The sequence below is a fragment of the Coleofasciculus sp. FACHB-542 genome (assembly GCF_014695825.1).
Classification (GTDB): domain Bacteria; phylum Cyanobacteriota; class Cyanobacteriia; order Cyanobacteriales; family FACHB-T130; genus FACHB-T130.
This window is the reverse complement of sequence record NZ_JACJPB010000027.1, coordinates 47,745-60,349: the sequence shown is the minus strand read 5'-3', so window position 1 is coordinate 60,349 and position 12,605 is coordinate 47,745. Positions and strand designations below refer to the sequence as shown.

Genomic DNA, 12,605 nt, shown 5'->3' with positions numbered 1-12,605 from the left:
CAAAGAAAGGGCGATCGCGGCAAAACTAATCGGCAAACAAGCAAAAGTTAAAAAGCAAAAGTCACACAAAAGGCAAAATCAGGCAAAAAAGAGGTGCCATCATTCGCAAAACAGATGATGGCACCCCATAGTTCTCCTTCCCTAACGTCAGCCGGGAAGAAACTTTATGTTTCCTTTGCGCTCTAATCCGACACTTTCAAAGTAGAAGAAGCTGAGCGTCCAAATTCTTCTGGTGCATACTGTAGATGGGCTTCTGCACCAGGCCAAAGGAAGGTGCCTGGAGTCACGGAACGGACGAGGTAGTGCAGAGAGTAGACTCCGGCTTCCAGGCGATCGCTATAGGCAACAATGCGATCGCGATAAATCGTCTTGAAGCCAAAGTTATCCTCTTTTGCCTGTAATGCAGCCGTAGAAGTTTGGAAACTCGCATCGACTGCCTCAAACCCGGCTGGGAGCGGATCGCTAATGACCACACGATTCACCGGATGATCGGTAATAATCTCCAAACCGATATCAAACACCTGACCGCTTTTCACCGTCAACGGCTCATCAGAAGCATAGAGGCTGAGCTTTCGCAACACCTTTTCTTCACTAGCGGGACGGATTTCGCGTGTCACCCGTAAGCCGTTAAATCTTCCCGGTTGATTTCCCTGTAGGCGGTAGCGATAGGCAACCAAGTAGTGCAGCGTACCTTGACCCGATTTTTGCACAATCAGATCGTGGCGATCGCGTGGCAACTGGGTCATCGGCACCTTAAGATCCTGGCTGGGGTTGGTGTATCCCTTAAACTGCGCCGATGTCAATTTTTTGCCAGCGAGTTTCACCATTGCGGCAAAGTTAGGCGGTGTTGGCTGCGTCTGACTATATTCCACCAAAGCCGTGAGTGCTTGAGCGTTGTCATAGGTATTCTGCCAAGTGCCATTTCGTCGCAGTGCGAGGAGACTTTGCAACAACCGATCTAAGATTTCTGGGTTACTCTTTTGCGCGATCGCAAGGCGCAAAGCTTGAGCTTGAGCTGTTGTTGACGAGTTGAGCCAAGATAAACCTTGGGGTAAATTTACCGTAGCAGTGCGACCCGTTTGATAAATATTTTGCTGGAATTGTTTCGATAGAGTTTGAGATTCTTCTTGCCACTCTGGAAACTGAGACAGGTAATGCGCCAGCTTAATCTGCGTAACCGGATCGAATTGACTGCGCTGTGCGTAAATGTCTGCAAGAAAGTCATTGCGCTTTTCTCCCAGTTCCGCCAAAGCAGAGAGTGCTTCTAGTCGCACCTGATTCTTGCAGAGTGGTTGCTTACAAAAATCGTATTGACCGGGATCTGCAAGAATTTTCTTCAAGTAAGTCGTCAAGCGAGACACCATTCTCGGTTCTACCGTCAGTCCCGCTTTCGAGGCTCTTGCTAAAGCTTGAGCTGCGTAAGGAGATACTAACGGATCGGACTTCTGTTGACCAGGCCAAGCGGCGAATCCACCATCCGGTTGCTGGAGTTTTTGTAGGTGTTCTAGAGATTGGTTCGCTTGTTGAGTCGGATTGAATTGTGCAAAGGTTTGACCGTATTTTTGAGAAAGCGTTTGCAAGCTGGATGCGATCGCTAATTGACTCGCCGCTGGTTCCAAAAATGGCAATTGCTCATCCTGCAATACTTGACGCGCTGGTGCGGTAATTTCCGGGATCAGCGTACTGGCAAGGGAAATCTCCAAACCTCCCGCATCAGGGACAACCTTTTTATCCACATTCAGGGGAATTTTCACCTGATTTGTAGTTGTACCGCTTTCTACGACTTGTTCGGTAATCTCTAGCGCTTTCACTTCCAAAGGCACTTCAAATGCATCAGCAGTTCCATTCAACTGAGTAGTAAACTTCACCTGAGATTTACCTGCACTTCCTGCCACGATAGGAAAGCGATACGCACGAGTGCCAGATTCTGCTTTGGTTTGCAGATTAGCGGGTTTATTTGCAAACTGAAGAGAACCATTCGCCACACCATTGATTGCCAGATTTCCGGTTTGTTGGGTATTGTTCGTGACAGATAAGCCAGCTTCCAAGCGATCGCCCGGACGTGCAAACTGCGGCAATATAGGGTTAGACAGCAACGGTTTCGTCGTGATAAATGTCGCCTCACCGTTGCCAAAGTGCAGATTACCATCGGTAGCAACTGCCATCACCCGCCACGTTGTCAAGTCATCCGGCAACTTAAATGTCACCTCTGCCTTCCCTGTCGCGTCTGTGAGAACAGAACCGTTGTAGTAAGCTAAGGCTTGGAAATCTTTACGGGTGCGGGTATTCGCTGCGCCTGCTGATTGTCCCCCGCCATAACCCCAACCTTTCGGTTTCGTCATTGAGGTTGGTTGCACCACCACATTAGGACGATTATCGCTAAATCGAGTTGAAATCGGCTGCTCTGCATAAACAGTCTGCACCAAATCCGGCGGACGATAACCGCTCAGTTGCAGCACCGCTTCATTTACCGCCATGACGGTAAACTGTCCTTGGGCTGGGTTGCCTTGTGCATCCTTGAGTTCTAGCTGTACGGTTTCTGGGACACCCGGTTCTAGTTGCGCTTGAATTGGGGTAACTTGGACTTTTAAATACTTATCATCCAAGTTAGTTTTAAAAGGAGCAAACCCAATCCGCACCAAGTTTTCTAAGCTTCCAGGTTCCACTTGACTTAGGGGAACGCCTTGGCGAACCAATACCGCCTCTACTGCGGCGTTTGGCAGCATTTCCGGCGTTACTTGGAATTGAATTTGCGGCGCACCCCCTTTCACTTTGGTAATTGTCTTGTACAGGGGTTTATCGCGGACAACGGCAAAATATAACTCAGCTTCCGGATAGGGAGATTGAATTAAAGCGGTAGCCGTTTCACCCGGTTTATAGGTGTCTTTATCGAGTTTGACTTCCAAGCGATCGCGATCGCTTTCTCCCCAACTTACCGCATTGCCACCCGTCGCCCAAATTTGCAAATCAGTTGCGGTAACTTCATCCTTGGTGTTTGCAAAGTTTGCTCGAATCCGGTAAGAACCTGATTCAGGAGGTATCAGCGACACAGATTGAGGATTATTTCCCGATTTCACCTCTGCCTGCGCCACGGTTTTGTATTCCACTTGGTTTTTAGCAGTATTACTGCCTTCTACCACCCGCGTGACGCTGCTATATTTCATCTGTTGCAGTTCCACGCGCACCCGTTGTCCTTCCATCACCTTGCCGGTAGGATCGGTAACGATAACTTGGACGGGAAACTCTTTACCAGCATCCGCAACGAAATTGGATTGTAACCCGATTAAGCGATCGCTTGGCAATACCGTAAATGTCTTAGAATCTGATACTGACAAATTCGACACATCGGAGACTTGCACATCCACCCGATAAGTCATCGGGTAAGGCACATCCTTCGCTATTTTGACAATCTGGCTGTTTCCCTTACCATCTAATACCTGCTTTGATTGCAACACATCACTAGAAACAGTCGGACTTTCCTCAGGCCAAAACCACTGCCGCCCAAAGGAAAATTGCTCCCACCCTTTCGGTTTAAAATCAGATTGCGATCGCGTGACGTAATATTCCGCCTTCCCGCCTTCTACAGGCGCACCAAATAAATAATTGCTCGTGGATTTCGCTTCAACTTGCTGGTCTTTTAGAGCAAATTCTTTATCTAGATTTAGCTCAACCTTAAAATTAGGCGGTTTAAACTCGGCAACGCGAAAGTCACCCAAAACCTCTACACCACTTTTGCTTTTCGCTTGAATCGAATAATAGCCAAGCGGTTGATTAGCCTTAAACGGCATTTCTAGAGAAAAACTTCCAAATTCATTGGTTTTTTGAGTACCTAAATCCGTGTTTTTACCATCTGGATTTAGGAGAGTGACTTTATAACTAGCATTTTTGTCCTGCTGAATCTTGCCATTTTGTAAGTAGTAGGCAAAACCCGTAAACGATGCTTTTTCCCCTGGCTGGTAAAGCTGTCTATCCGAGAAGATTACCCCCCGTGAGACTGGCTTCCCATCATCCCATCCAGCATCAACACCATACCCATAAGCACCGCTATATTCTTCCGTGCGGACAAATGCCCAATCTTGATTTTCGCGAGCAATGACGAGCAATTTAGGCCCTTGTTCAAATCCAGAACTGGATTTTGTACATTGTTGCATATCCTCACGACGCAATAGTAATGTCCCCGCTTCATCCGTTTTCCCTGATGCACAAGGTACGGGTTGAGGACGAGATTTTGCCTCTAATTTCGACTCATAAATCTCTACAGGTGCAGATGCTACGGGAGAACCATCTGAGAGATGATGCACGCGAATCAATCCCGAATCTGGGAACCACTGTGCAAACACTCCCAAATTAGTCAATTCCACCATTCCATAAGTCGTCGGTTCGCGCCATTGTTGCTTACCATTTTCTTCATAACGATTAGTTCGCGCCTGAACTCCATAAGCTAACATTCCCGTAGCAGTACCCAGTTTTTCCTGGATGGGAACAGGTACATCAATTAACTGATTTTTCTTGCTCGATACCTTGACACTTTGCCAAGAATTGGGATTCGGTAATAAATCATTCCCATCGCCTTTGGGATAAGCGGAATCTACATAAACTAAATCTGTCGGCTGCAATACCCGATAAGCCGCTTTATACTTTGATTCTGGCAAGTTTACAGTGGAAACATTTAACTGTAAATCTTTACCAGATGGGAAAATATTTAGATTTGATGGTACCCAAATATCTCCAGCTACATCGCCTGTCTCATATTTGAGCGTAACTGGCTTTTCCAATGTTTGACCAAACTTATCCTTAAGTTTTTTACCGATAGTAATTGTATAAGTAGTGGCAGGTTCTAATGCCCAAGGGTTGAGACTAACAAGACTTTCTCCATCAGGAACTTGAACCAATTTAGGAGTTTCTTTTGGCGCAGGAGTTACAGTAATATTCTCAATCGCTGAATTTGCATCAAGCCCGTTATTAAATTGCAGTTGAGGACTTCCTTTGACAAACCGACCATAAGTACCTCCAGCATCGGGTACTCCGTAATATTTAATTATGAGTAATTTCAAAGGCGAATAAGTGGCTAGCTGACTAACATAAGACATCTCGCTGGGCAGATTACCCCGAATAGGACGCAAACCCGGAGAAAATTCTAAGCGGTAACGAGTCGCTTTTTCTAAAGTCTGCTGCGGTACTAAATCATATGTCCAGTTGCGGGTTGAAGGGTCAAGTTTCTCCTGTGGCTGTTCATTCTCTAACGGTGTCTCTTTTTTTTCTAAGTCAACTTTCAGCCGTATATCCTTCTGTTTTCCTTCCGGAACTAGCTTCAAATGCTCTTGGACTGAAGCGATATCCAGTTCTACATTTGAGTTAAATTTTAGAGTTGGCTTTAGAGCGATCGCTTGATTATCAGGATTTTCAGGATTAGTAGTCGGTAAATTAGTTAGTTTAATCGGTTCAGTATTGAAAGTCCACGCTAAATCCTTATCCAGACGATGATTTTTTAGATCCGCCAAACCAGCTTTCAGAGTGACTCTGACTCGCGTTGCTTTCGGCAATGCTTTGTCGGCTTGAAATCCCACCATTCGCGGTGTCAAAAATCGAAATTGTCCCGGTAGCGGCGGCAAAATCTCAAATTGTTTCAGCTTTTGCTGTTGATCGGGGCTATCAAGACTCTCAACAGGAATCAAAGCATCTTTAAATCGGATGCGAATCTGCGCTAAAGGTTCAACCTCCCCAGATGGACTAATTTCCTCAATCCAGTCTGGGAGTTGCGGCGTCGCTAGAGAAGGAACTGCTGGAAGTGGTTCATTTCCAGAGAGATTAATCACGCCACATCCGGCTATTCCCAGTACGAATGCTACGACAACCAGAAACCGTAACCAAATTCTCACGATTGTGCCTATCTGTTGAAAGGATTTATCTGTACTATCATCTGCAAGACGGGAAGACAGCGAATCTGTATCAGGAATTGAAACTGGCATAATGTCTTTCCTCATTGCAGGTAATTCATCGGAGGGGAAACCCCAAGAGTTATCCCTATATGACCCGCTAACAAGAGGTCTACATCTCAACGGCTCAACCTTCCGGCTAGCTTAACAATTAAGCTTAAAATCTTTACTTTATGCTGAGCTAATGCCACTCATGCTTGGTTAAGATCAGACAGTCAGTCTAGGCAAAGCCGTCATGGTCCAGTACGACCCGTTCCTTGATCTGCCATCCTCAGCAGAACTACCAGATTCTGACGATACCCCTGTGGATAATGAACTGTAAAACCTAGTTCTCCACTTGCTAAGAGCAATTCTAGCTTTGCTCCAGCAAGAGCGTATGGACTGGTTTTTTGGGCTAAACATGGGTATCTACTACATGACAGATAGAGCTAATGAGATTGGTTTGGGAATTGGACGCGGACGAGGCACTTATCAGGGATGGACGCGGGAATGGTTGTACTGGTATGACTGCGAGGGAATTCGGTTTCCCACTCCTGAAGAGCAAGCTGAACAAGCACAACAACAGCTTGGATCGCTAATTGCCAAGTTAAAAGAAAGGGGGATAGATCCCGATATTCTCAAGCTTTGCTGGTTAACTTTTGTACATCCTACTACTTAAGCGAATTTCATTTGACCTAGATGACACCTTCCGAACGAGGATGAGATCGCTTAAGTAGGCAATGCCACTTACTCTTCTGGGAGAGATAAAAGCATTTAGTGTTTTGCGCGTCTATCTGCTAAAAAAGTCCGGAAAGTTCGCTGCAACTTCAGTATGTAAATGAGTGAATCTGTGAAAAAGCAAGATTCACGCGGCGAGTTGGTTGTCGAGACATGAATATTATAAGTCAGAAAGATAATTTCGAGCAGGATACCAGCCTTAAGGGTAAGAGCAAAAATAATTTCAACGGGTGGCTATTAAAAATAGTCACTGTTGTAGCTTTAGTTTACTTAGTCTTAGTTCCATTCGGACGAATCAAAAAAGTTGAACCGACGGACGTAGCAATTTTTACCATTATCCTGTTGTTTAATTCAGGTTTGGTAGAAAGATTAGCCAAGCTACAATACAAAGATGGCGAAGTAACAGTAGAACTCAATGAGATCAAGGAAGAACAAGAAAGGCAAAAAGAAAATTTAGATGCCCATAAGAAGTTGATTGAACGTTTAGCGGAGCTGGAGCAGAAGGCGGCTGCCAACCCTCAGCAAAAAGAAATTATCAATAAATTCTTGCTAAATGAAGACGAGCTAAAGCATCTCAAAAGGTTAGCAAGCAATGAGCCAGTCCTCGATTACGTAAAACGACAAAGTTTCAAACAGGAATTGCGGCGCTTACGCACACTAGGCTTTATCGAAAGTCTTCCGGAAAAACACATTGGTTCAATGAAAGATGGAGGAAATTTGAGGAACTATGTAAGAATTACAGAGCGTGGGAGAGAGTATCTAGAACAGATATAACAGACAGAACACAGACAAAGAGAAACTGCGACAATTGAGTAAAGAGTGGAAGTTCAACATCAGCACATTTTATTTTGGTGCTGATATGTCTTGGATAGGATCGCTCGTAGATAAATCTTATGATAGAGGGCGGTCACATCCCATTAAAACACCATAGCCCCACAAATCAGTTACTTGAATCTGATTCCGGTAAGTGCAATGGTTTCAGTGAAGATAATCTAAGTCTTCTTTAGCAGAGGGTTAAGCGATGAAACAACCCAAGCTGTTGATAATTAAGATTTGGCAACACAAGAGATTTTGCATATTGTTGGCTTTGGTGTTGATGTGCCGAAAGGCGTGATCGCGATCGCATCCCTCCTTGGTTCCCGTTTACTACACAGTTGAGGATTTAGAGTTCTTGGGAGTTTTCAGCAATCCAAGCGGATAGGCTCTCTTGATCTTCCACACCATCCACAAGATTAATCATTATGACTACTGCTTCTGGTTCTGGTGCTACTAACTTATAGCCATTCAATCGTAAAAAAACGTCGATGACAGCAAGGGCAATGCGCTTGTTGCCATCGACGAAACTATGATTTTTTGCCAGACCATAGCCGTAGGCTGCTGCCAGATCAAATAGCTTTGCATTTTCACTGTAAGAGAATAAGTGCCGAGGTCTGGCTAGACTCGCTGAAAGTAACCCTGCATCTCTTAATACAGGCTCCCCTCCATGCTCTGCAATTAGCTCTTCATGTATGGCGCTTACTGCTGTCTCAGGCACCCATTTGGGTTCCTTCATTTAGCTAATTCACGAAAGGCATTGCGGTAGTTTTTACGGGTCTCTGCAAAAGCCTGCATTGCGGCTTCAAAATCAGGATCGTAAGCAGTTATTTGAACTCCATCTGGAGTTTCTGTCAGGAAAATGCTGTCTCCCTCACTGACATTTAGCTTTTGCAATACTTCTTTAGGGAAGGTTGCTCCTAAAGAATTGCCAATCCGTCGAATTTTTAGAGTATGCATACTATCACCTCTTAATTGGATAGTAACTACATATGTTATAACATAAACTTATAGAATGGAATCCCCTTGTTTAGTCATTAAGGGTTTGACAAATTTTCCTGATTCAAAGATGCGATCGCGTCTATCCAAAATCGCTCCAATCTTTGAAAGACGCGAGCGCACTCTCCACAAAATAGTTAAACAGGCGAGGCGGACGCACGATGAAGCGTAGCATTCTTGTCTTTTTTTAATTGTGCTTCGATCGCATCGCAGGCAACCTTGACTCCATTTTCTGCCTGTACCTTAGCGCCAACTTCTGCGGCTTTAGCCTGGTAGCGAGGTTCGCGCAATAGGCGATCGAGTTCCTTAGCCGCACGAGAAGCTGTGTAGCGATCGCGATCGATAGTTCGTCCGACTCCTAAACGAGTAATCCGTGCAGCATTGTCTGGTTGGTCGTTGCTAAAGGGTACCACCAACATCGGGCGACCGGAACGCAACACCTGTGCGGTTGTGCCTACGCCTCCTTGATGCACAATAGCAGCAGCCCGATGAAACAGTTCCGAGTAGGGAGCGTAGTCAAAAATAGCAATATCTTTAGATTGCAACTCTTTTGGTAGGGAGGGGTTATTGTTGCCAACCAGCAATACAGCCCGATAGCCCAACTTTAAGGCAGCTTTGGCACTTTCGAGGTAAAACTTGTCAGCAACCCACACGGCGGAACTTCCCAAAGTAAACACAATTGGCGGATCTCCCGCATCCAAAAATGATGCCAGTTCCGGAGATAGACCAGTATTGCCATTGCGATCGTAGAAAGTAAATCCGGTAACGCAAGTTTGTTTTGGCCAGTCGGGTTGAGGAGTTGCGAGAGCTTCTGAAAATAAAGCCAGCACTAAGTCGGGGGAGTTCATCCCTTCAAACATAGAATCAGCAAGGGGAGATAAACCAAGCTGTGTCCGTAACTGTCGCAGGGGTTCATCCCACGAGCTGAAACGATTTTTAGCGAGGCGGATGAGCGCTCCATTAAACCCAGGGCCAAGTATGCGTAGATTCAGCCAACTGGGGAAAGTCGCCACTACTGGGGGATCGTAGGCGGAGAGGAACGACATCGGAGACAGTACGCTGGAAACCCAACGAATTCCCGTTTTCTCAACAACGGGCGTTGCTGCGAAGCTGAGGGGGTGTGTCACCAACAGGTCTGCATCGCGCACTGCCGACATCAGATCCTCATAAGTTTCTTGGACATAGGGTAAGATTGCTTGGCGAAAGACGTATTCTGTACCGTTTTGCTTGTCCATGATCAGACGCACAAGTTCTCGTTGCTGTTCAACGTCTGTGGGAAAATCGGGACGGACTGGGTGGAACTCAAGACCAGCCGCTTCGATTTTGTTACGGTAGAACTCAGCGGTGGCAATTACTGCTTGATGCCCGCCTGCCTTTAATTCTAGGGCGATCGCTATATAAGGATGCAGGTCGCCTAGCGAACCATAAGTGTGTAGAACAATCTTCATAATGGCTACCGTATCTTTTTATAGATGAGTTACTTGTATTACTACAAAACTACGGCGGTTTAAGGGTACTTGCTTCATCCGATTGGCTGACCCTAGTGGGTGATTAGGAAGAATTACCCATCATTGTCTTGAGGTGGAAGCGTACCATCTGCCAGTTTCAAGCGCTTAGAGGGAAGATGCGATCGCTCATCCCCTAAAAACACCCTCATCCGGTAAAGGCGATCGTCACAATGAAGATAAGGGGGTAAGTCTTCGTTGGCGAAAGGGTTAAGCGATGAGACAACCCAAGCAGTGGCAAATCCAAATGCAGGAACTCTTTTGGCGTTGGGGGAGAAACAAGAAATTTCGCGGATTCTTAGCATTGGTGTTGCTGGGTTTAACCGTGCGATCGCTTCCTTATCTGGCACCCGTTCGCGCCAAAGATATTGCCCAGGATACGCAAGCGATAGAATTTAGCGATCGCAATGGACTTCCTTTAGGAAGATTGCTGACCCGCGACCAAGAGCATACCGCTGTGGTGCCGCTGAATCAAGTTTCGCCCCACTTTATCAACGCGATTTTAGCTGCTGAAGATGGCTCATATTATCATCACGGGGCGCTGGATCTGAAGGCTGTAGCGCGATCGCTTAAAGATTCACTTCAGGCGAAAAGGATTACCTCCGGTGCATCCACGATTACGATGCAACTAGCGCGGATGTTAGATCCCGTTCCCCGCACCTTACCGGGCAAGTTGCGCGAAATTTGGCTATCTTGGCGCATCGCCGCCGGGATGAATAAAGATGCAATCCTGACTGCTTACATCAATCGCCTGCCAATGGGGGGGAATATCTATGGGTTAGAAGCTGCATCCCGTAACTATTTCGATATTCCAGCAAGCGAACTTAATCTTGCCCAAGCAAGTCTTCTCGCTGCTGTTCCTAATAATCCCACTTACTTCAATCCCTACGACCATTGGAAACGCCTTAAAAAGCGGCAGATTTATGTCCTGAATCGCATGGTTGAAGACGGTTATATTACTCGCGCACAAGCAGATCGAGCTTACAAAGAAGAGATTTCCCTAGCACCGAGACAACAGGGAATTATTGCCGCCTCTCATTTTTTATTTTGGGTATCTAATCAACTATCTAATTCTTCAATTCAAAATCAAAAATCTTCGAGCAAAGCCCCAGAAAGCGCTATCCCCAATCGGATGTCCCAGATCCGCACCAGTATCGATCGCCCTTTGCAGCAATTTGTGGAAGCGCAAGTACAGCAGGTGATTCGTACCCTCACCCCCAATAATGTTAATCATGCTGCTGCCTTAGTCATTGACAACCACACGGGGGAAGTTTTGGCTTATGTGGGTTCTCCCGATTACTTTAATGAAGCACAACTCGGTCGCAACGACGGGGTACAGGCATTACGTCAACCCGGTTCTACTTTGAAGCCTTTTTTATATGAATATGCCCTAAAAAACCGCACGATTCGCCCGAATACTATCTTGGCGGATGTGCCAACTCATTACGCGATTCCCGGCGCGAAACTCTACAGTCCTACAGATTATGATGAAACTTTTTTAGGACCAGTACGAGTTCGCGTAGCTTTGGCAAATTCTCTAAATGTTCCGGCGGTGCGGGTATTAGAAAAAGTCGGCGTGCAAAATTTTCTAAATCATCTGCATCAATTAGGATTTGAGCATTTAAATCGGTTGCCCGAACATTACGGATTGGGACTAATTTTGGGTAGCGGTGAAGTCAGTTTATGGGAGTTGGCGAGGGCGTATGTGACTTTAGCAAGACGTGGAGAAGCTACACCGCTAGTCACCACATTCTCCAACCTGCCATCTGCCGACCGAAAACCTTCCAAAGTGCCATCTGCCAACCCTTCCACCTGGGGATTGATTGCGGATATGTTGAGCGATCGCCATGCTCGTGCAAGTGCCTTTGGGGTAGACTCAGTGCTAGCTTTACCATTCCCCGCAGCAGTTAAAACAGGCACTTCCTCCGATTTTCGAGATACTTGGACGGTCGGGTTTACCACCGACTACACCGTAGCCGTGTGGGTGGGCAATTTTAACGGCGATCCCATGCGACAAGTTTCGGGGGTGACAGGTGCAGCACCCCTCTGGAATCGCATCATGTTACACCTCCATCAGAATCGAGAACCTGCCATCTTTCCCCCTCCAGAAAATCTGGTGCAACGCCCAATCTGTGCAATTTCTGGCTTACGCCCTACCCCAGACTGCCCCTCAGTAGTGCAAGAATATTTTTACGCAGAAGATATTAGCGATTATGAGCGTCAGTCAGGTACTGCGAAGTTGCCTCCAGAGTACGATGAATGGTTAGCAAGGCAGCATCAACCGAGTTTTGTCTCTAGTGGCGTCAAGATTTTGTCTCCTCACAATGGCGATGTTTTCTTATTGCACTCAGGTGAAAAAACGAATCCCAAAGGCACAGAGAATGTACAGACAGAAATGCAACAACTAGAGTTTAAAGTCGCTGGAACGCGCAGCCAGTCAGTAGAGTGGTGGTTGAATGGGGAAAAGTTAGCGACGCAGCCATCGAATTCCCTATTTTGGCAGCTTCGTCCCGGTCAGTGGACTTTGGAAGCAAGAAGTGGGGAAAAGACTGATACGGTAAGTTTCCAAGTGCAGTTAGGTAAATATCGGCAGACACGCCGGGGTTTCTCGCTCAAGTCAAATTAAACCGTAGTA

General features: G+C 46.2%; 7 protein-coding genes and 1 pseudogene. 3 read left to right on the top strand and 5 right to left on the bottom strand.

Going from position 1 to position 12,605, the window contains the following annotated elements:
- Nucleotides 1–182 precede the first annotated feature (182 nt).
- A complete protein-coding gene (locus tag H6F52_RS08915; RefSeq protein WP_190533872.1) occupies nucleotides 183–5,969 on the bottom strand; it encodes an alpha-2-macroglobulin in 5,787 nt (1,928 codons plus the stop codon).
- Nucleotides 5,970–6,171: 202 nt separating this feature from the next.
- Here H6F52_RS08915 and H6F52_RS08910 point away from each other — a divergent pair.
- Nucleotides 6,172–6,594 (top strand): annotated as a pseudogene (locus H6F52_RS08910) (hypothetical protein).
- Between the two features lie 212 nt (nucleotides 6,595–6,806).
- Nucleotides 6,807–7,427, top strand: coding sequence for a hypothetical protein (locus H6F52_RS08905; RefSeq protein WP_190410042.1), 621 nt, complete (start codon nucleotides 6,807–6,809; stop codon nucleotides 7,425–7,427).
- A 388-nt stretch (nucleotides 7,428–7,815) separates the two neighbouring features.
- On the opposite strand, the gene H6F52_RS08900 is transcribed toward H6F52_RS08905, so the two are convergent.
- From H6F52_RS08900 to H6F52_RS08885, 4 genes are all read right to left on the bottom strand, one after another.
- Nucleotides 7,816–8,205, bottom strand: a complete 390-nt coding sequence (locus H6F52_RS08900) for a type II toxin-antitoxin system death-on-curing family toxin (protein WP_190533869.1) — start codon at nucleotides 8,203–8,205, stop codon at nucleotides 7,816–7,818.
- Entirely contained in the window at nucleotides 8,202–8,426 is a 225-nt protein-coding gene (locus H6F52_RS08895; protein ID WP_190410043.1) for an AbrB/MazE/SpoVT family DNA-binding domain-containing protein, read from the bottom strand. Before H6F52_RS08895 ends, H6F52_RS08900 begins: the two co-directional genes overlap by 4 nt.
- A 176-nt stretch (nucleotides 8,427–8,602) precedes the next feature.
- Entirely contained in the window at nucleotides 8,603–9,913 is a 1,311-nt protein-coding gene (locus tag H6F52_RS08890; protein WP_190533866.1) for a glycosyltransferase, read from the bottom strand.
- 113 nt (nucleotides 9,914–10,026) lie between these two features.
- Nucleotides 10,027–10,275: a hypothetical protein gene (locus tag H6F52_RS08885; protein ID WP_190533961.1), complete on the bottom strand. Its 249-nt coding sequence runs from the start codon at nucleotides 10,273–10,275 to the stop codon at nucleotides 10,027–10,029.
- On the opposite strand from H6F52_RS08885, the gene pbpC reads away from it, so the two are divergent.
- On the top strand, nucleotides 10,218–12,596 hold the full coding sequence (gene pbpC, locus H6F52_RS08880; RefSeq protein ID WP_242033883.1) for a penicillin-binding protein 1C: 2,379 nt from the start codon (nucleotides 10,218–10,220) through the stop codon (nucleotides 12,594–12,596). The two genes, H6F52_RS08885 and pbpC, sit on opposite strands and share 58 nt — an antisense overlap.
- Nucleotides 12,597–12,605: the final 9 nt, after the last annotated feature.

Excerpts from the sequence above, each read along its gene's own strand:
- H6F52_RS08915 (WP_190533872.1), bottom strand. The coding sequence starts at position 5,969 with ATGCCAGTTTCAATTCCTGATACAGATTCGCTGTCTTCCCGTCTTGCA.
- H6F52_RS08905 (WP_190410042.1), top strand. The coding sequence starts at position 6,807 with ATGAATATTATAAGTCAGAAAGATAATTTCGAGCAGGATACCAGCCTT.
- H6F52_RS08900 (WP_190533869.1), bottom strand. The coding sequence starts at position 8,205 with ATGAAGGAACCCAAATGGGTGCCTGAGACAGCAGTAAGCGCCATACAT.
- H6F52_RS08895 (WP_190410043.1), bottom strand. The coding sequence starts at position 8,426 with ATGCATACTCTAAAAATTCGACGGATTGGCAATTCTTTAGGAGCAACC.
- H6F52_RS08890 (WP_190533866.1), bottom strand. The coding sequence starts at position 9,913 with ATGAAGATTGTTCTACACACTTATGGTTCGCTAGGCGACCTGCATCCT.
- pbpC (WP_242033883.1), top strand. The coding sequence starts at position 10,218 with ATGCAGGAACTCTTTTGGCGTTGGGGGAGAAACAAGAAATTTCGCGGA.
- H6F52_RS08885 (WP_190533961.1), bottom strand. The coding sequence starts at position 10,275 with ATGCTAAGAATCCGCGAAATTTCTTGTTTCTCCCCCAACGCCAAAAGA.